Source organism: Bacillus sp. 205(2023) (assembly GCF_037027485.1).
Taxonomy (GTDB): domain Bacteria; phylum Bacillota; class Bacilli; order Bacillales; family Bacillaceae; genus Bacillus; species Bacillus halotolerans.
Window position 1 is genome coordinate 1 of sequence record NZ_JAXCHF010000001.1, and the last position, 20,113, is coordinate 20,113.

The following is a 20,113-nucleotide window of genomic DNA, read 5'->3' on the forward strand; positions in this document are numbered from 1 at the left end:
ACTTCAACCGGATAACTCACTCTTGTCCCCATAGAAAAAACACCTCCAAGTCTAATTTCGGCTAACAATCATCCGTTTTCAAACTTGAAGGTGTTTTTTATTTGTCTCATCTTATGGGGTCAGTCCCCAAAAGCCGGGCCTTTTTTTGTGCCAAGAGTGACATCGTTTAGAATGGCAGGAAAAATCTTATGGGCTTTAGATCATCATTCACAGGTAACAATATAGGTATTACGTTAAGAGCAGGAGTTGTGATGAATGAATGATCAACTGACCGCAATTTATACGGAACTTCTTCTGATGAAAGAAGAATTACAGTCGAGATTATTTGAGTATTCTTGCTTTCAGGTTTCAACAAGCCCGCAAGCAGCAATCAATCATAAACAAAAAGCAACTCTGATCTATCATATTAAAGAAGAGCTTCAAGACGTTCTTCTCGCATTGTCGAAAATTGAGGACGGCACATTCGGATACTGTGAAGAAACTGGAGCTCCCATTCCTCTTTCAAAGCTGGCTGTGCTGCCGACAGCGCGAACAGCAAATGATTTTCTGTATTCAGTCCAATTTGAAAAAAAAACACTTCCTCTGTGGAAATCAACTGATATTGAATATGATCAGGCGCTGTATGAATAACAGCGCCTCTCCGATTAAGTCTGTATAGAGGCTGATATTTCTTTACTCCAGTGCTTTTTATTGATAAAATGCATAATGGACTAAAGTAACCGTATAATGGAGGAACGTTTGTGCTGTATTACGTTATCGCACTACTTATTATCGCAGCTGATCAACTGACAAAATGGCTTGTCGTCAAGAACATGGAACTTGGACAAAGCATACCGATCATTGATCAGGTATTCTATATCACCTCCCATCGCAATACGGGTGCGGCGTGGGGGATATTAGCCGGTCAGATGTGGTTTTTCTACCTCATCACAACTGCAGTCATTATTGGTATTGTTTATTACATACAGCATTATACGAAAGGGCAAAAGCTTCTTGGTGTTGCCCTCGGACTCATGCTTGGCGGCGCCATCGGCAATTTTATCGACCGGGCTGTCAGACAGGAAGTGGTGGATTTTATCCATGTCATTATCGTCAATTACAATTACCCGATTTTTAATATCGCGGACTCTTCATTATGTGTCGGCGTAATGCTTTTATTTATACAAATGCTGTTGGACAGCGGGAAAAAGAAGAAGGAGCAATAGCATGAATCAATTTGACATAACCGCTTCAGAAGAACAAAAAAGTGAGCGGATTGATAAATTTCTGGCATCGACTGAAAATGGTTGGTCGAGAACCCAGGTGCAGCTATGGGTGAAGGACGGACAAGTTGTCGTGAACGGAAGCCCTGTAAAATCGAATTATAAAATTCAGCCGGGGGATCAGGTGACTGTCACTGTGCCTGAGCCTGAAGCGCTCGACGTGCTGGCAGAACCTATGGATCTGGATATTTACTATGAAGATCAGGATGTGCTGGTCGTCAATAAACCTCGCGGAATGGTTGTGCACCCAGCTCCCGGGCATCTTACGGGTACACTTGTAAACGGCCTTATGGCTCATTGTACGGACCTATCCGGAATAAATGGCGTGATGCGCCCGGGGATCGTCCATAGAATCGATAAGGACACGTCTGGCTTATTAATGGTGGCGAAGAATGATATGGCGCACGAGTCACTTGTAAACCAATTGGTCAACAAAACGGTTACGCGGAAATATACGGCAGTTGTCCATGGGCTTATTTCTCACGATGACGGTACAATTGATGCGCCGATCGGGCGGGATAAGAAAGATCGGCAAAGCATGACTGTAACACGTGATGGAAAAAACGCCGTCACTCATTTTCATGTTCTTGACCGCTTTCAGGAGTTTACGCTTGTGGAATGCCAGCTTGAAACAGGAAGAACGCACCAAATCCGTGTGCATATGAAGTATATCGGATTCCCGTTAGCGGGAGATCCGAAATACGGGCCGAGAAAAACGATCGATTTTAACGGACAGGCGCTTCATGCCGGAATTTTAGGTTTTCAGCATCCGCGCACTGACGAATATATCGAATTTGAGGCACCGCTTCCTGATGATATGTCTGCTTTAATCGAAAATCTGAGAAAAACCCGTTGACAGGGCATCTCTTTTCTGAAATAATAAACGAAGCTGAATAGATTCTTTAAAACAGTCCAGAGAGGCTGAGAAGGATAACGGATTGACGGGATACGTGTATATGCACGCACCTTGTCCTAAAACCCCTCTCTGCCAATGGCAAGAGGGGTTTTTTCTTCTAAATGAACTGTGAGGTGTCACATAATGAATCAAAAAGCTGTCATTCTCGACGAACAGGCAATCAGACGTGCGCTGACCAGAATTGCTCACGAAATGATTGAACGCAATAAAGGGATGAACAACTGCATCCTTGTCGGTATCAAGACAAGAGGTATTTACTTGGCAAAACGCCTCGCCGAACGGATAGAACAAATAGAAGGGAATCCTGTAACCGTTGGAGAAATTGATATCACCCTTTACAGAGACGATCTATCCAAAAAAACGAGCAATGAAGAACCGCTTGTGAAAGGTGCAGATATACCGGTAGATATCACAGATCAAAAAGTAATTGTCGTAGATGATGTTCTTTACACAGGAAGAACGGTCAGAGCCGCAATGGATGCCCTTGTCGATGTAGGCAGACCTTCCTCAATTCAACTGGCTGTGCTTGTTGACAGAGGACACAGAGAACTGCCGATCCGAGCAGATTACATCGGGAAAAACATCCCGACTTCAAAAGCTGAAAAGGTTATGGTTCAGCTTGATGAGGTTGACAAAAACGATCTCGTCGCCATTTATGAAAATGAATAATGTATCACCTTTTTAAACGCAATCCAGAGAGGTTGCAAAGAGGTGCACAGCGAAGCCCCGAAAGTATGCGGCCGGTCTTTGTATGCCTCTTTGCGTAAAAACAGCAAAGAGGTTTTTTTATACAGTTATTAAGTCATCCTAATATGAAAAGTCATCAATCAGGGGGAAAATCATCATGAGTAAGAAAAAAGTTAATTTAGGAGTCAGGGAAATTCCGAAACCTTTCTCTTGGGTTTCGTTCAGCCTGCAGCATTTATTTGCGATGTTTGGCTCAACGATTTTGGTTCCGAAGCTGGTCGGAATGAGTCCTGCTGTTGCATTGGTGACGAGCGGTATCGGAACACTTGCTTACCTTCTGATCACGAAAGGACAAATACCAGCGTATCTCGGTTCATCCTTTGCCTTTATTTCTCCGATCATCTTGGTAAAAGCGACCGGCGGACCCGGAGCGGCAATGGTTGGTGCGTTTCTGGCAGGGCTTGTGTACGGGCTGATTGCCTTGCTGATCAGACAGCTCGGAACAGGCTGGCTGATGAAGCTTCTCCCGCCTGTCGTCGTAGGTCCGGTTATTATCGTCATTGGACTGGGTCTGGCCGGCACAGCGGTAAATATGGCCATGTATGCTGATCCGAATGCCAGTGAGCTGGTTTACAGCTTAAAACATTTCAGTGTTGCAGGTGTCACTTTAGCGATCACGATCATTTGCGCGATTTTCTTGCGGGGATTCTTAAGCTTAATCCCGGTCTTGATCGGAATCATCGGCGGATACTTGTTTGCCTTGACTCAAGGAATTGTCAACTTCCAGCCGGTGCTTGACGCGAAATGGTTTGCAGTCCCTGAATTTATCATCCCGTTTAAAGATTATACGCCGTCAGTGACACTTGGCATCGCCGCAGCAATGGTCCCTGTCGCATTTGTTACCATGTCAGAGCATATCGGCCACCAGATGGTGCTGAGCAAAGTTGTAGGACAAGACTTCATTAAGAAACCGGGTCTCCATCGCTCAATAATGGGCGACAGCGCGGCCACAATCCTTGCTTCCTTGATTGGCGGCCCGCCTACAACAACTTATGGAGAAAACATTGGCGTACTGGCCATTACGAGAGTGTTCAGCGTCTTTGTTATCGGAGGCGCGGCAGTGATTGCCCTTTGCTTCGGCTTCATCGGCAAAATATCTGCGCTTATCAGTTCAGTCCCGTCAGCGGTTATGGGAGGCGTTTCCTTCCTGCTGTTCGGCATCATCGCTTCCAGCGGTTTGAGAATGCTGATTGACAACAAAATTGATTATGAAAATAACAGAAACCTCATCATCACATCAGTCATCCTTGTAATCGGCGTAGGCGGCGCATTTATTCAGGTGTCTGAAGGAGGATTCCAAGTGTCAGGCATGGCGCTTGCGGCAATTGTAGGTGTCATCTTAAACCTGATTCTTCCGCAAGCGAAGGAAGAGCAGGCAGACACATCCGAACAACATCATATTTAAACCTTTTAATGAAAGTCCAGAGAGGCTTGGAAGGGTTATAAAGAGAAGAAAGCTTCACGCTGCTCCTCTATTTAACCGTACCCCGAGTCTATCCAAGACCGGGGTTTTTTTCAGCCTTAAACAAGTTGAAATGAGAGGGGAAAGAAAATGAAGCATTTAACGACGATGAGTGAACTCAGCACTGGGGAAATCAAAGATTTGCTTCAAACTGCGCAAGACCTCAAAAACGAAAAAACAGACCATCAGCTGACAGGTAAATTTGCAGCGAATCTGTTTTTTGAACCAAGCACCAGAACACGATTCAGCTTTGAGGTAGCTGAAAAGAAACTGGGCATGAATGTCCTGAATCTCGACGGAACAAGCACCAGCGTACAAAAAGGCGAAACCTTATATGACACAATTCGAACGCTCGAATCAATCGGTGTTGATGCGTGTGTCATCAGACACAGTGAGGATGAGTACTACAAAGAACTTGTCGGACATGTAAATATCCCGATTCTGAATGCGGGAGACGGGTGCGGCCAGCATCCGACACAATCATTGCTTGATTTAATGACAATCAATGAAGAATTCAATACGTTCAAAGGCCTTACCGTCTCCATTCACGGCGACATTAAGCACAGCAGAGTCGCGAGGTCTAATGCTGAAGTGTTGACAAGACTCGGTGCCCGCGTTCTGTTTTCCGGTCCGCCGGAATGGCAGGATGAAGAAAATACGTTTGGCGCGTATGTCTCAATGGATGAAGCAGTAGAGACTTCGGATGTTGTCATGCTGCTGCGTATTCAAAATGAAAGACATCAGTCAGCTGTCAGTCAGGAAGGCTATTTAAATGAATTCGGCTTGACTGTAGAACGGGCTGAACGTATGAAGCAGCATGCGATTATTATGCACCCGGCGCCTGTGAACAGAGGAGTGGAGATTGATCACAGCTTAGTAGAAAGCGAAAAATCAAGAATCTTCAAACAAATGCAAAATGGCGTATTTATCAGAATGGCAGTGTTACAGCGAGCCTTACAAACCAATGCGAAAAGAGGAGAAGCAGCGTATGTCATATCTCATTAAAAACGGCTGGATACTTAACGAAAATGGTGAAAAAACAGAACAGGATATTCGGGTGACAGGAGAGGTCATCTCAGAAATCGGCAAGCTTGATGCAGCAGATGGAGAAACGGTTATTGACGCGAAAGGATTGCTCGTTTCACCGGGCTTTGTTGACCTCCATGTACACTTTAGAGAGCCTGGCGGAGAGAAAAAAGAAACCATTGAAACCGGCGCAAAAGCAGCGGCGCGCGGCGGTTATACAACAGTAGCAGCCATGCCGAATACACGGCCGGTTCCTGATACGAAGGAGCAGATGGAATGGGTGCAAAACCGCATTAAAGAAACATCATGCGTCAGAGTCCTTCCTTATGCATCTATTACGATCAGACAAATTGGCGATGAGATGACAAACTTTGAAGCATTAAAAGAAGCTGGGGCATTTGCATTTACAGATGACGGCGTCGGTATACAGACAGCAGGAATGATGTATGAAGCAATGAAACGCGCAGCCGCGATTGACAAAGCGATTGTCGCACATTGCGAGGACAACTCCTTAATTTACGGAGGCAGCGTCCATGAGGGGACGTTTTCAAAAGCGAACGGGCTTAACGGCATTCCTTCTGTGTGTGAATCGGTTCATATTGCCCGTGACGTGTTACTGGCTGAGGCGGCAAACTGCCATTACCATGTATGCCATATCAGCACGAAAGAATCTGTGAGAGTCGTGCGTGATGCGAAAAAAGCGGGAATTCGGGTCACAGCAGAAGTTTCACCTCACCATTTACTGCTTTGTGATGAAGACATTCCCGGGCTGGATACAAACTATAAAATGAACCCGCCGCTGCGCGGTGCGGAAGATAGAGAAGCACTGATTGAAGGACTTTTAGACGGAACGATCGACTTTATAGCAACCGACCACGCGCCGCATACAGAAGAAGAGAAAAACACAGAAATGAAGCTGGCGCCGTTCGGAATTGTCGGTTTGGAAACAGCGTTCCCGCTTCTTTACACACATTTTGTTAAAAACGGCAGCTGGACGCTGAAACAGCTGATTGATTATATGACAATCAAGCCTTGCGAAGCGTTTGGTCTCCCATATGGAACACTGAAAACGGGACAAGCAGCCGACATCACATTAATCGATTTGGAAAGAGAAGCAGTTATAGACAAAGAAACATTCTTATCTAAAGGTAAAAACACACCATTTAACGGCCTTAACTGCAGCGGCTGGCCAGTCGCTACAATTGCAGCAGGAACGCTTGCTTATGAAGAAGGGAGACTTGTGAAATGAAAAGACGATTAGTACTGGAAAACGGAGCGGTATTTGAGGGGAAAGCCTTCGGGAGCTTGGAGCACAGCATGGGAGAAGTCGTTTTCAATACCGGTATGACTGGTTATCAGGAAATTTTGTCAGACCCTTCTTATTGCGGGCAGATCGTTACGTTAACATATCCGCTTATCGGAAATTACGGCATTAACCGTGATGACTTTGAATCCATTACGCCTTTTGTTAAAGGATTGATTGTAAAAGAATTATGTGAACTGCCTTCCAACTGGCGTTCAGCTTACACATTGGATGAGTATTTAAAAATGAAAAACATTCCGGGACTGCAAGGAATTGATACAAGAAAGCTCACGAGAATGATCCGCACGGCAGGCGCGCTAAAAGGAACGTTTGCCTCACCTGATGAAGATATCGAAGCAGTACTGAAAAGACTGAACGAAACTGAACTGCCGAGAAATCAAGTATCCCAAGTGTCAGCCAAAACAGCATATCCTAGTCCGGGAAGAGGCAAACGCATTGTCTTGGTGGACTTTGGCATGAAGCACGGCATTTTAAGAGAGCTGAACAAACGGAAATGTGACGTCATCGTTGTGCCTTACAATGTAACAGCAGAAGAAGTCCTTCAGCTGAAGCCGGACGGCATCATGCTTTCTAACGGACCTGGTGACCCGAAAGATGTACCTGAAGCAATTGAAATGATAAAAGGTGTTCTTGGAAAAGTGCCATTATTCGGAATTTGTCTCGGCCACCAGTTATTTGCGCTGGCGTGCGGAGCCGATACTGAAAAAATGAAATTCGGTCACAGGGGCTCAAACCATCCGGTAAAAGAGCTTGCAACCGGAAAAGTTGCCTTAACATCCCAAAATCATGGCTATACAGTTTCATCTATCAATGAAACAGAGCTTGAAGTCACACACATCGCGATAAACGACGATACGATTGAAGGGCTGAAACACAAAACACTGCCTGCATTTACGGTTCAATATCATCCGGAAGCATCACCCGGTCCTGAGGACGCTAATCATCTATTTGACAGATTTATCGAAATGATCGAAACAACAGAGAAAGAAGGGGAAGCGGTATGCCAAAACGCGTAGATATTAACAAAATTTTAGTAATTGGGTCAGGACCAATTATCATCGGTCAGGCAGCTGAATTTGATTATGCGGGAACTCAAGCCTGCCTTGCATTAAAAGAAGAAGGCTATGAGGTTATTCTTGTCAACTCAAACCCGGCGACGATCATGACCGATACAGAAATGGCTGACCGGGTTTACATCGAACCGCTGACATCTGAATTTCTGACGCGGATCATCAGAAAAGAGCGTCCTGACGCCATTCTTCCTACACTCGGCGGGCAAACAGGCTTGAATCTTGCGGTTGAGCTTTCTGAGCAAGGCGTGCTGGAGGAGTGCGGCGTTGAGGTGCTCGGCACAAAGCTGTCTGCAATCCAGCAAGCTGAGGACCGTGACTTGTTCAGAACATTAATGAATGAGCTGAATGAACCCGTCCCTGAAAGTGAGATCATTCACTCGCTAGAAGAAGCCGAGAATTTCGTCAGCCAAATCGGATTTCCTGTCATTGTCCGCCCTGCATATACATTAGGCGGCACAGGCGGAGGGATTTGCTCCACTGAAGCCGAGCTGAAAGAAATTGTTGAAAGCGGCTTAAAATTAAGCCCGGTTCACCAATGTTTGCTTGAAAAAAGCATTGCCGGCTACAAAGAAATCGAATACGAAGTCATGAGAGACAGCCAAGATCATGCGATTGTCGTTTGTAATATGGAGAACATTGATCCGGTCGGAATCCATACAGGAGACAGTATTGTCGTCGCACCTAGCCAAACGCTCAGCGACCGGGAATATCAGCTCCTGCGGAATGTATCTTTAAAACTGATCCGTGCGCTTGGAATTGAAGGCGGATGTAACGTACAGCTCGCTTTAGATCCAGACAGCTTCCAATACTACATCATTGAAGTGAACCCGCGTGTCAGCCGTTCATCTGCCCTTGCATCAAAAGCGACAGGCTATCCGATCGCAAAGCTCGCAGCTAAAATCGCCGTCGGCCTTTCATTAGACGAGATGATGAATCCGGTGACAGGTAAGACATACGCAGCGTTTGAACCAGCGCTGGACTATGTCGTATCTAAAATACCGCGCTGGCCATTTGATAAGTTTGAATCAGCAAACAGAAGGCTCGGCACTCAGATGAAAGCGACGGGAGAGGTAATGGCGATTGGCCGCACGCTTGAAGAATCGCTGCTGAAAGCTGTGCGTTCACTGGAAGCTGATGTGTATCATCTTGAATTAAAAGATGCCGCTGATATTTCAGATGAGCTTCTCGAGAAGCGGATTAAAAAAGCCGGAGACGAGCGTTTATTCTACCTGGCTGAAGCGTACAGAAGGGGCTACACAGTTGAGCAGCTTCATGAATTCTCTGCCATCGACCTCTTTTTCCTGCATAAGCTGTTCGGAATCGTTCAGTTTGAAAAAGAGCTGAAAGCAAATGCGGGTGATACAGATGTGCTGAGACAGGCAAAAGAACTCGGATTTTCTGATAAGTACATCAGCCGCGAGTGGAAAATGAAAGAATCTGAGCTTTACAGCATGAGAAAACAAGCGGGAATCGCACCGGTATTTAAAATGGTGGATACATGCGCGGCGGAATTCGAATCAGAAACGCCATACTTCTACAGCACATATGAAGAAGAAAATGAATCTGTTGTTACAGATAAGAAAAGCGTGATCGTACTTGGCTCCGGCCCGATTCGAATCGGCCAGGGGGTTGAATTTGACTACGCTACGGTTCACTCCGTGTGGGCAATTAAACAAGCAGGCTATGAGGCAATTATCGTCAATAATAACCCGGAAACCGTGTCGACCGATTTCAGTATCTCAGACAAGCTGTACTTTGAACCGCTTACGATCGAAGATGTCATGCATATCATTGACCTTGAACAGCCGATGGGCGTTGTCGTGCAATTTGGCGGACAAACTGCAATCAACCTTGCTGACGAACTTTCTGCACGCGGAGTCAAAATCCTTGGAACGTCATTAGAAGATTTAGACCGTGCGGAAGACCGCGATAAGTTTGAACAGGCGCTGGAAGAACTTCAAGTGCCGCAGCCGCTTGGCAAAACTGCGACATCGGTTGATCAGGCGGTAAACATCGCAAGCAACATCGGCTATCCGGTACTGGTGCGCCCTTCATATGTGCTTGGCGGACGGGCGATGGAAATTGTCTATCATGAGGAAGAGCTGCTCCATTACATGAAAAACGCAGTCAAAATCAATCCGCAGCATCCAGTCTTAATTGACAGATATCTGACTGGGAAAGAAATCGAAGTGGATGCGGTGTCTGACGGCCAAACCGTAGTCATTCCTGGAATCATGGAGCACATTGAGCGTGCGGGCGTGCACTCCGGAGACTCCATCGCGGTCTATCCGCCGCAGTCTCTGACGGAAGACATTAAGAAAAAAATTGAACAATATACGATCGCACTTGCAAAAGGGCTGAACATTGTCGGCTTGCTCAACATTCAATTCGTCCTGTCAAAAGGTGAAGTATACGTGCTTGAAGTCAATCCGAGATCAAGCAGAACGGTGCCGTTCTTAAGCAAGATCACGGGCATCCCGATGGCGAACCTCGCGACAAAAGTCATTCTCGGGCAAAAGCTGGCTGAGTTTGGCTACAATGAAGGCCTGCAGCCTGAACAGCAGGGCGTATTTGTAAAAGCGCCGGTCTTCTCCTTCGCGAAGCTGAGAAGAGTGGACATTACGTTAGGGCCTGAAATGAAATCAACAGGAGAGGTCATGGGCAAAGATTCCACTCTTGAAAAGGCGCTCTATAAAGCGCTGATAGCTTCAGGCATTCAAATTCCTAACTACGGTTCCGTGCTTTTAACAGTGGCTGATAAGGACAAAGAAGAAGGGCTTGCCATCGCTAAACGATTCCATGCGATCGGGTATAACATTTTAGCGACCGAAGGAACGGCGGGGTATCTCAAGGAGGCGTCAATTCCAGCGAAGGTCGTCGGAAAAATCGGCCAGGACGGCCCGAACTTGCTTGATGTGATCAGAAATGGAGAAGCCCAGTTTGTCATCAATACGCTGACAAAAGGAAAGCAGCCGGCAAGAGACGGATTTAGAATCAGACGTGAATCAGTAGAAAACGGTGTTGCCTGCTTAACATCTTTAGATACGGCAGAAGCCATTTTGCGGGTGCTGGAAAGCATGACGTTCCGTGCCGATCAAATGCCGGCAATCAACACAAATCAGGAGGCGGCAATCACTATATGAAAAAAGCGTATTTGACGGTGTGTGCTAACCAGCAAATTGCAGACCGGGTGTATCAAATGGTTCTAAAAGGGGAGCTTGTCCAAAGGTTTACTGCCCCGGGACAGTTCCTTCATCTGAAAGTGAGCGAAGCGGTTACGCCTCTTTTGCGAAGACCAATCAGCATTGCTGATGTTAACTTTGAAAAAAATGAAGTCACCATGATTTATCGAGTAGATGGGGAAGGAACAAGACTCTTGTCGCTGAAGCAGAAGGGAGATCTCGTAGATGTCCTCGGGCCTTTGGGCAATGGCTTTCCAGTAGATGAAGTCCAACCCGGAAAGACGGCTTTGCTGGTAGGAGGCGGTGTAGGAGTGCCGCCTCTCCAAGAACTGTCGAAACGTTTAAAGGAAAAAGGCGTAAAGGTCATACACGTTTTAGGATTCCAATCGGCAAAGGATGTTTTCTACGAAAAAGAATGCCGACAGTACGGCGACACGTATGTGGCAACAGCTGACGGAAGCTACGGGGAAACCGGGTTTGTCACAGATGTCATCAAACAGAAAAATCTTGAATTTGACATTCTCCTCAGCTGCGGGCCGACACCGATGCTAAAGGCGCTCAAACAAGAATACGCCCACAAAGAGGTTTACATTTCCATGGAAGAACGAATGGGCTGCGGTATTGGTGCATGCTTCGCCTGTGTGTGCCATACAAACGAAAGTGAGACATCCTATGTAAAGGTATGTCTTGACGGACCTGTATTTAAAGCTCAGGAGGTGGCGCTGTAATGCTAGAGGTGAAATTGCCGGGTCTGGATTTGAAAAATCCGATCATTCCCGCATCAGGCTGCTTCGGTTTTGGAAAAGAGTTTGCGCGTTTTTATGATTTGTCTTGTCTCGGAGCAATCATGATCAAAGCTACGACAAAGGAGCCCCGCTTCGGGAATCCGACGCCTAGGGTAGCTGAGACTGGCGCTGGAATGCTCAATGCGATCGGTCTGCAAAATCCAGGGCTGGAAAGCGTCTTAGAAAATGAGCTGCCATGGCTTGAGCAATTTGATACGCCTATTATTGCCAATGTCGCCGGCTCACAAGTCGAGGATTATGTTGAAGTCGCAGAACTTATCAGCAAAGCGCCTAATGTCCATGCGCTTGAATTGAACATTTCCTGTCCGAACGTCAAAACAGGCGGAATTGCTTTTGGAACAAATCCTGCCATGGCTGCTGATTTGACGAAGGCTGTTAAAAAAGTGTCAGATGTGCCTGTATATGTGAAGCTTTCTCCGAATGTGGCAAACATCACAGAAATTGCGGTAGCGATCGAAGAGGCGGGTGCGGATGGTCTAACGATGATCAACACATTAATCGGCATGAGGCTCGATTTAAAATCAGGCAAGCCAATATTAGCCAATAAAACTGGAGGGCTTTCGGGTCCTGCTGTAAAGCCTGTTGCGATCCGCATGGTGTATGAGGTCAGCCAGGCTGTCAGCATTCCGGTTATCGGGATGGGAGGCGTTCAGACGGCCGAAGACGCATTGGAATTTCTTCTGGCTGGAGCAAGTGCGGTCGCTGTCGGAACAGCAAATTTCGTGAATCCTTTCGCATGCCCTGACATCATTGAGCAGCTCCCAGCTGTTTTACGCCAATACGGCTATGAATCTGTTGAAGAATGCATCGGAAGGAGCTGGAAGCATGAAAAACAACCTGCCCATCATCGCGCTTGATTTTGCATCAGCTGAAGAAACACTGTCGTTTTTAGCGCCTTTTCACAAGGAACCGTTATTTGTGAAGGTTGGAATGGAGCTTTTTTATCAAGAAGGCCCGGCTATCATTGCACAATTAAAAGAAAGAAACTGTGAGATCTTTTTAGATTTAAAGCTCCATGACATTCCGACCACGGTGAATAAAGCAATGAAGCGTCTTGCCTGCCTTGGAGTCGATCTCGTCAATGTTCACGCAGCCGGAGGCAAAAAAATGATGGAAGCAGCCCTGGAAGGCTTAGAGGAAGGCACGCCGGCAGGAAAACAACGTCCGTCACTTATTGCGGTAACCCAGCTGACAAGCACATCTGAACAAATGGTGAAGGATGAGCTGCTCATCAGAAAGCCTCTCATCGACACGGTTGTGCACTACAGCAAACTGGCGGAGAATAGCGGACTTGATGGAGTGGTGTGCTCTGTTCATGAAGCAAAAGCCATTTACGAAGCAGTGTCGCCGTCGTTTTTGACGGTGACCCCGGGTATCCGTATGTCAGCAGACACTGCGAATGATCAAGTCCGCGTCGCAACGCCTTCTATAGCAAGAGAAAAAGGGTCATCAGCAATTGTTGTGGGACGCTCTATTACAAAAGCTGCAAATCCGCTAAAAGCCTATGAAGCTGTCAAACTCGAATGGGAGGGAATCAAACAATGAAACAAATCATCGCAAAACATCTATTAGACATTCAAGCTGTATTTTTACGCCCGAATGAGCCGTTTACATGGGCGAGCGGCATCTTATCCCCAATTTACTGTGACAATCGCCTTACCCTTTCTTTCCCAGAGGTAAGAAATGATGTTGCTGCAGGCATCAGCAAGCTTATCCAAGAGCATTTCCCGAAAGCTGAAATGATCGCAGGAACAGCGACAGCAGGTATCCCTCATGCGGCATTGGCGGCTGACCGTTTGAACCTGCCGATGTGTTATGTGAGAAGCAAACCGAAAGCACATGGAAAAGGCAATCAAATTGAGGGTGCAGTTCAAAAAGGCCAAAAAACAGTTGTCATAGAAGATTTAATTTCCACAGGGGGCAGCGTACTTGAAGCTGCAGCAGCTCTGAATGCCGCTGGCTGTGAAGTGCTTGGTGTGGTATCAATCTTTACGTATGGACTTCCTAAAGCACAAGAAGCGTTTGCTGAGGCTGATCTTCCATACTACTCGTTAACTGATTATGACACACTGACAGAGGTTGCACTTGAGAATGGAAATATTCATTCAGATGACCTGAAGAAGCTGCAAACATGGAAAATGAATCCCGAGTCAAAAGATTGGTTTAAAAATTAAAAAATAAATTTAAGTATTGTGAAGGGCTTTAATGCCTTGCCACGATTGAAAACAGGCCCTTGGGTCTGTTTTTTTATTAATCCTATAAAAAAACTCGGGTTGACTTATGTTAGAATTGTGCTAAAATTTACTACAAATCTGAAAAACTTATCAAGAGCGGCTGAGGGACTGGTCCTATGAAGCCCGGCAACCTGCACAATGTGTAAGGTGCTACTTCCAGCAAAATGTATTCCATTTTGAAAGATAAGGGCTACATGCAGTTCCTGTCTTTCTTTCCGCCGGATTGAAAGTTTTTTATTTTAAGAGGGGCTGTTTACGGAGATAACAGCAGCCGCATCACATTACAATTGGGAAAGACAACTGGCAGAAAGCTACTGTTTGTTTGTCTCCGAAAGGAGGAAAGAAGAAATGTTAACGTACGATAATTGGGAAGAACCAACGATTACATTTCCGGAGGACGATCCTTATAAAGGGGCGCTGTCAGTTTTAAAATGGGCTTACGGCCATTACGGCAATCAGCTTGTTTATGCCTGCAGTTTCGGAATTGAAGGAATCGTTCTGATTGACTTAATCTATAAAGTGAAAAAAGACGCAGAGATTGTATTTCTCGATACAGGGCTTCATTTTAAAGAAACCTATGAAACGATAGAACGCGTGAAAGAGCGCTATCCCGGCCTCAATATCATCCTGAAGAAACCGAACCTTACTCTTGAGGAACAGGCGGAAGAACATGGTGATAAACTGTGGGAAAGAGAGCCGAACCAATGCTGCTATCTCAGAAAGATCGTTCCTTTAAGAGAGGCGCTTTCCGGCCACCCGGCATGGCTTTCCGGCCTGCGCCGCGACCAAGGGCCAAGCCGTGCCAATACGAATTTCTTAAACAAAGATGAGAAATTCAAATCAGTAAAAGTTTGCCCGCTTATCCATTGGACTTGGAAAGACATTTGGAGATACACCTCTCGGAATGAGCTGGACTACAATCCGCTCCACGATCAAGGGTATCCAAGTATCGGCTGCGCGCCTTGTACGTCACCTGCATTTACCGCAGAGGACCTGCGCTCAGGCAGATGGAACGGTATGGCGAAAACAGAATGCGGACTGCATGAATAAGGAGCTGCAAAATGGAATTAGCCGCTATTTTATTTAGCTTGTTTTTCGCAGTGAATATTGGCGCAAGCGGCGCTGCAGCTTCAATGGGAGTTGCTTACGGCTCTGGGGCCATCAAAAAGAAAACCTACGCTTTGATCATATGTGCCGTTGGTGTTCTGGCCGGGGCTGTCATTGGCGGGGGCGAAGTTGTGAAAACCATCAGCTCTGGGATTATCCCGGAACAGACGATCACGCTGACGATTGTTTGCATCATTATCGGGGCTGCTGCACTGTCGCTTTTTACAGCTAATCTGCTCGGCATTCCTTTATCGACAAGTGAAGTCACGGTCGGGGCGGTTGTCGGCGTGGGCGTTGCGTACAAAGTATTGTTTGTAAACAATCTTCTGATTATTGTTTCATTTTGGATTTTCGTTCCGCTGTTCGCTTTTGGTTTTACATTTTTTGTAGCAAAGCTGTTTCGTTATTTTAAAATCGAAATTACGTCTTCCCGTAAACAAAACATCCTTGGCATCCTTTTGCTATGCGCTGGTTTTTTTGAAGCATTTTCTGCGGGCATGAACAATGTAGCGAATGCTGTTGGACCGTTAGTGGCTGCCGGCGTACTGGATGTAGCGAAAGGAACCCTGTATGGGGGAGTTTTTGTAGCCCTGGGCGCACTGATATTAGGCCGCAGGGTGTTAGAAACAAACGGGAAGAAAATCACGCGGTTTTCAAAAGGGGAAGGCATTCTCCTATCCGGAACAGGAGCAGGGCTGGTGATCATCAGTTCTATATTTGGAATGCCGGTGCCCTTGGCGCAAGTAACGTCATCGTCTATTATCGGAATAGGCATGGCGAAAAACGGACCAAACGTATTTCATAAACAGGTCGTTCAAACGATGCTGAAAGTATGGATCGTGTCGCCGTTTTTATCTTTATCCATCTCCTATCTGCTTGTATCTATGTTTTTAAAGGCGGATTATTATTCAATCTTTATCATGGTAAGTGTGCTTTTAGCGGCAGGCGGTGCCGTCAGCCTGACAAAAGCCATTCGTAAAGAGAGACGCTCTGTCCACGATCAAGGCGGGGGAATCTAACTATTAATCTGAGTTATTTTATCTGTTAACTAGGAGGAAATGAATATTATGAGCTTAGCACCACATGGAGGAAAACTGGTAAACCGAGTAAATGAGTCATATGAGGTAAGCGGCATTCAGAAAGAAATTGAACTTGATTTGATTTCTTTTGCCGACCTGGAATTGATCGGAATCGGCGGATACAGCCCGATCGAAGGCTTCTTAAATGAGAAAGATTACGTATCTGTTGTTGAAAACATGCGTCTTGCTTCCGGTGTTGTATGGTCTATTCCGATCACGCTGCCGGTAGATGCACAAAAAGCAGCCGAACTGTCAGTCGGCGAAACAGTAAAATTAACGTATGACGGAGAAACATACGGCGTTATCCAAATCGAAGACTTATACGTGCCTGACAAACAAAAAGAAGCTGTTAACGTGTATAAAACGGATGATCAGGCTCATCCGGGTGTAAAAAAACTGTTCAGCCGCGGTGATACATATGTCGGCGGTCCGATCACACTGATTAAAAAAGCTTCCAAACAATTCCCTGAGTTTACATTTGAACCGACGGAAACAAGACGCCAGTTTGCAGAAAAAGGCTGGGAAACAATTGTCGGTTTCCAAACGAGAAATCCTGTTCACAGAGCGCATGAATATATTCAAAAAACGGCTCTTGAGACAGTGGACGGTTTGTTTTTAAACCCGCTTGTCGGCGAAACAAAATCTGATGACATCCCCGCTGATGTCCGGATGGAAAGCTATCAAGTGCTTCTTGACAACTATTACCCGAAAGACCGTGTCTTCCTTGGCGTTTTCTTGGCTGCAATGCGTTATGCCGGTCCGAGAGAAGCGATTTTCCATGCGCTTGTCAGAAAAAACTACGGCTGCACGCATTTCATTGTCGGCCGCGATCACGCTGGTGTCGGTGATTATTACGGCACGTACGAAGCCCAGGAGCTGTTTGACACATTTAAACCTGAAGAACTCGGCATTACACCGCTGAAATTCGAGCACAGCTTCTTCTGCGAAAAATGCGGAAATATGGGGACCGCGAAAACGTGCCCGCACGGCCGAGAGCATCACGTGATTTTATCAGGCACCAAGGTGAGAGGGATGCTGAGAGACGGTGTACTGCCGCCTGCAGAATTCAGCCGCGCAGAAGTTGTAGAGGTGTTAATCAAAGGCATGAAGAAAAAAGAAGAAGCAGGCGTTTCTTAAGGGGGACTGGCAGTGACAAATCGCGATATCGTATGGCATGAAGCCTCTATTACAAAAGAAGAGTATCAGCAAAAAAACAAGCATAAAAGCTCCATTCTCTGGCTGACGGGTTTAAGCGGCTCAGGCAAATCAACCATTGCCAATGCTGCTGCGAGAGAACTTTTTGAGCAAGGTTACCAAGTTATTGTGCTGGATGGTGACAACATTCGCCACGGTTTAAATAAAGATCTCGGTTTTTCTGATGAAGACCGAAAAGAAAACATCCGCCGAATCGGAGAGGTAGCGAAACTTTTTGTGCAGCAGGGCACCATTGTCATGACTGCTTTTATCTCTCCTTTCCGTGAGGACAGAGACCAGGTCCGCCAGCTTGTGGAATCAGGCGAATTTAACGAAGTTTACATTAAATGCGACCTCGATATTTGTGAACAAAGAGATCCAAAAGGGCTCTACAAAAAAGCAAGAAACGGGGAAATTCCGTTCTTCACAGGCATTGATTCTCCTTATGAAGAGCCGGAAGCTCCTGAGCTCGTCCTTGACTCAGGACAATATGATCGTGAAGAGTGCAAAAATCAGCTGATCGAGTTTGTAAAGCAGCAAATGAGCTAAACGCCGCTCAGCTGTATTCTTCTCAGATGCCGAAAATGCAAACAAGAACAACATCGCAGCGAACGTTCTGGAAGAACTCGAATAGATCGGGGGAAAGACGATGGGGAAAGTATATATTGTAGGAGCGGGTCCCGGAGATCCTGATCTGCTGACAATTAAAGCGCTGAAAGCCATTGAAAAAGCTGACGTAATCCTATATGACAGATTAGTAAATAAAGAGATTTTGCAATATGCCAAGGAGCAGGCGGACCTGATCTACTGCGGGAAGCTTCCAGATTTTCATACAATGAAGCAGGAAACCATCAATCGGTTTCTTGTGAAGTATGCGCAAAAAGGGAAAACCGTTGTCAGATTGAAAGGCGGAGACCCATTTGTGTTCGGCAGAGGAGGGGAAGAAGCGGAATGCCTTTCTGAAAATGGCATTCCGTTTGAAATTGTCCCCGGTATTACATCGGGAATCGCTGCGGCTGCTTATGCCGGGATTCCTGTCACTCATCGGGACGCGGGCTCTAACGTGGCTTTTGTAACGGGGCATTATAAAAATGAAGAGGATTTTGAGGAAAAGTGGAAAGCGCTGGCTACAGGGATTGATACACTTGTCATCTATATGGGCATTAAAAATGTGCAGCAGATCGAAAAAAAACTCCTGGAAAACGGCCGGGACGGTTCTACTCCGGCAGCGTTTATTCATTGGGGAACAACGGCCAAGCAAAAATCTGTTTTTTGCACAGTTGACACCCTTTCAGAAACGGTGAAAAAAGAAGACATTAAAAATCCGAGTTTAATTGTCGTTGGAAATGTTGTAAATTATCACTATAAGCTGGAATGGTTTGAATCTGAGCTGAAAAAACAAGATTTAAGCGAGGCGTTGTAAATGAAACAAGCGATTTTATATGTCGGCCACGGCAGCCGGGTAAAAAAGGCGCAGCAAGAGGCCGCTGCATTTTTGGAAGGATGCAAAGCGCACATCTCTGCGCCTGTTCAGGAAATCAGTTTTTTAGAGCTGCAGGAGCCGGCAATTGAGACAGGGTTTGAAGCATGTGTGAAGCAAGGCGCCACTCATATCGCAGTGGTGCCTCTGCTTCTTTTAACGGCTGCGCATGCAAAACATGATATTCCGGAAGAAATTGCCCGTGCCGCGTCCCGGTATCCTTCAATCCATATCTCATACGGAAGTCCGATTGGGATTGACGAAGAAGTGGTCAAAGCTGTCTATCATCGTGTTAAAGACATAGGCGTTTCGTACGAAAACGCCAAGGTTGTGCTCATCGGCAGGGGAAGCTCAGACCCAGATGTAAAAAGAGACGTTACCGGCATTGCCGGATTGCTCCAAAACATCATGCCTGTCAAGGAAGTGATTCCATGTTTTATGACAGCATGCGGTCCCAATTACAAAGAGGTTTTTTCTGAGCTGAAAAAAGATGACGGCGTGACGACCTTTATTGTTCCGTATTTGCTGTTTACCGGGATGCTGATGAATGAGATTGAACGTGAGGTCCAGAAATTGAAGGCCAAAAATCCAAATGTCTACCTCTCTTCCTATATCGGTTTCCACCCGCATGTGAAAAAGGCATTTTTAAATCGTGTGAAAGAAACTGCTGACAACCATGAGGGGCAATTTAATTTTGACGGAGGCTCATATGCTCCCGCTTCACATTAGTCTGCAGAAGAAAAAGGTTGTGATCGCAGGGGGCGGCAGTATTGCGCTCAGAAGGTTAAAAACGGTGCTTTCTGAGGGAGCGGATATTACGCTTGTCAGTCCGGTTACGGAGCCGGAAATCAGGCAGATGGCAGACAATCGCCAAATCAAGTGGCTGAGCCGGAAGATTGAGAAAGAGGATTATCTCGACGCTTTTTTGATTATTGCCGCGACGGATGACGCCGCTGTGAATAAAGAAATCGCTCAAAATGCATCGCCTTCCCAGCTTGTCAACTGTGCCAGTGACGCTGAGCTGGGCAATGTGTACATGCCGAAAATCGTAAAAAGAGGGCATGTTACGGTTTCTGTTTCGACAAACGGAGCCAGTCCAAAGCATACGAAGGAACTTGCTGAAAGAGTGGACATGCTCATTGACGGCGACTTTGTCAGCGAAGTAGACAGGCTTTATCAGATCAGAAGAAATAAATAAGCCAGAGCAGTTGCTGCTCTGGC

The 20,113-nt window shown here is 46.1% G+C and carries 20 protein-coding genes and 1 riboswitch; all 20 genes read left to right on the forward strand.

What is annotated here, in order from left to right; all coding sequences use genetic code 11:
- Positions 1-255: 255 nt before the first annotated feature.
- Complete coding sequence (gene ylyA / locus WA325_RS00005; RefSeq protein ID WP_024121336.1) at positions 256-630, forward strand: sporulation-related RNA polymerase-binding protein YlyA; 375 nt, start codon at positions 256-258, stop codon at positions 628-630.
- 110 nt (positions 631-740) lie between these two features.
- The gene (gene lspA, locus WA325_RS00010; protein WP_336183037.1) at positions 741-1,205 is read left to right on the forward strand and encodes a signal peptidase II; all 465 of its coding nucleotides are present in this window, start codon (positions 741-743) and stop codon (positions 1,203-1,205) included.
- Position 1,206: 1 nt separating this feature from the next.
- A complete protein-coding gene (locus WA325_RS00015) occupies positions 1,207-2,118 on the forward strand; it encodes an RluA family pseudouridine synthase (protein WP_024121337.1) in 912 nt (303 codons plus the stop codon).
- 183 nt (positions 2,119-2,301) lie between these two features.
- Positions 2,302-2,847: a bifunctional pyrimidine operon transcriptional regulator/uracil phosphoribosyltransferase gene (gene pyrR, locus WA325_RS00020; protein ID WP_024121338.1), complete on the forward strand. Its 546-nt coding sequence runs from the start codon at positions 2,302-2,304 to the stop codon at positions 2,845-2,847.
- A 175-nt stretch (positions 2,848-3,022) separates the two neighbouring features.
- A complete protein-coding gene (gene pyrP / locus WA325_RS00025; RefSeq protein ID WP_024121339.1) occupies positions 3,023-4,330 on the forward strand; it encodes a uracil permease PyrP in 1,308 nt (435 codons plus the stop codon).
- 147 nt (positions 4,331-4,477) lie between these two features.
- Positions 4,478-5,392, forward strand: coding sequence for an aspartate carbamoyltransferase catalytic subunit (locus WA325_RS00030; protein WP_336183038.1), 915 nt, complete (start codon positions 4,478-4,480; stop codon positions 5,390-5,392).
- Positions 5,376-6,662 carry a dihydroorotase gene (locus WA325_RS00035; protein WP_101861193.1) on the forward strand — a complete coding sequence of 429 codons (1,287 nt, stop codon included), beginning with the start codon at positions 5,376-5,378 and terminating at the stop codon, positions 6,660-6,662. Before WA325_RS00030 ends, WA325_RS00035 begins: the two co-directional genes overlap by 17 nt.
- A complete protein-coding gene (locus tag WA325_RS00040) occupies positions 6,659-7,753 on the forward strand; it encodes a carbamoyl phosphate synthase small subunit (protein ID WP_059352883.1) in 1,095 nt (364 codons plus the stop codon). The genes WA325_RS00035 and WA325_RS00040 overlap by 4 nt, the downstream gene beginning before the upstream one ends.
- A complete protein-coding gene (carB, locus tag WA325_RS00045; protein WP_105954202.1) occupies positions 7,738-10,953 on the forward strand; it encodes a carbamoyl-phosphate synthase (glutamine-hydrolyzing) large subunit in 3,216 nt (1,071 codons plus the stop codon). Before WA325_RS00040 ends, carB begins: the two co-directional genes overlap by 16 nt.
- Positions 10,950-11,720, forward strand: a complete 771-nt coding sequence (gene pyrK, locus WA325_RS00050; protein ID WP_336183039.1) for a dihydroorotate oxidase B electron transfer subunit — start codon at positions 10,950-10,952, stop codon at positions 11,718-11,720. Before carB ends, pyrK begins: the two co-directional genes overlap by 4 nt.
- Positions 11,720-12,655: a dihydroorotate dehydrogenase gene (locus WA325_RS00055; RefSeq protein WP_024121344.1), complete on the forward strand. Its 936-nt coding sequence runs from the start codon at positions 11,720-11,722 to the stop codon at positions 12,653-12,655. The genes pyrK and WA325_RS00055 overlap by 1 nt, the downstream gene beginning before the upstream one ends.
- Positions 12,624-13,343 carry an orotidine-5'-phosphate decarboxylase gene (gene pyrF, locus WA325_RS00060; RefSeq protein ID WP_103671392.1) on the forward strand — a complete coding sequence of 240 codons (720 nt, stop codon included), beginning with the start codon at positions 12,624-12,626 and terminating at the stop codon, positions 13,341-13,343. The genes WA325_RS00055 and pyrF overlap by 32 nt, the downstream gene beginning before the upstream one ends.
- The gene (gene pyrE / locus WA325_RS00065; protein WP_313886314.1) at positions 13,340-13,972 is read left to right on the forward strand and encodes an orotate phosphoribosyltransferase; all 633 of its coding nucleotides are present in this window, start codon (positions 13,340-13,342) and stop codon (positions 13,970-13,972) included. The genes pyrF and pyrE overlap by 4 nt, the downstream gene beginning before the upstream one ends.
- A 144-nt stretch (positions 13,973-14,116) precedes the next feature.
- A riboswitch (SAM riboswitch) is annotated at positions 14,117-14,222 on the forward strand.
- Between the two features lie 158 nt (positions 14,223-14,380).
- Positions 14,381-15,082, forward strand: coding sequence for a phosphoadenylyl-sulfate reductase (locus WA325_RS00070; RefSeq protein WP_024121347.1), 702 nt, complete (start codon positions 14,381-14,383; stop codon positions 15,080-15,082).
- 11 nt (positions 15,083-15,093) lie between these two features.
- On the forward strand, positions 15,094-16,158 hold the full coding sequence (cysP, locus tag WA325_RS00075) for a sulfate permease (protein ID WP_044155948.1): 1,065 nt from the start codon (positions 15,094-15,096) through the stop codon (positions 16,156-16,158).
- Between the two features lie 48 nt (positions 16,159-16,206).
- Positions 16,207-17,355: a sulfate adenylyltransferase gene (gene sat, locus WA325_RS00080; RefSeq protein ID WP_024121349.1), complete on the forward strand. Its 1,149-nt coding sequence runs from the start codon at positions 16,207-16,209 to the stop codon at positions 17,353-17,355.
- 12 nt (positions 17,356-17,367) lie between these two features.
- On the forward strand, positions 17,368-17,961 hold the full coding sequence (cysC, locus tag WA325_RS00085; protein ID WP_105954206.1) for an adenylyl-sulfate kinase: 594 nt from the start codon (positions 17,368-17,370) through the stop codon (positions 17,959-17,961).
- A gap of 100 nt (positions 17,962-18,061) precedes the next feature.
- On the forward strand, positions 18,062-18,835 hold the full coding sequence (cobA, locus tag WA325_RS00090) for a uroporphyrinogen-III C-methyltransferase (protein ID WP_202852518.1): 774 nt from the start codon (positions 18,062-18,064) through the stop codon (positions 18,833-18,835).
- The gene (sirB, locus tag WA325_RS00095) at positions 18,836-19,621 is read left to right on the forward strand and encodes a sirohydrochlorin chelatase (protein WP_336183040.1); all 786 of its coding nucleotides are present in this window, start codon (positions 18,836-18,838) and stop codon (positions 19,619-19,621) included.
- Complete coding sequence (sirC, locus tag WA325_RS00100) at positions 19,602-20,090, forward strand: precorrin-2 dehydrogenase (protein ID WP_336183387.1); 489 nt, start codon at positions 19,602-19,604, stop codon at positions 20,088-20,090. Before sirB ends, sirC begins: the two co-directional genes overlap by 20 nt.
- Positions 20,091-20,113: the final 23 nt, after the last annotated feature.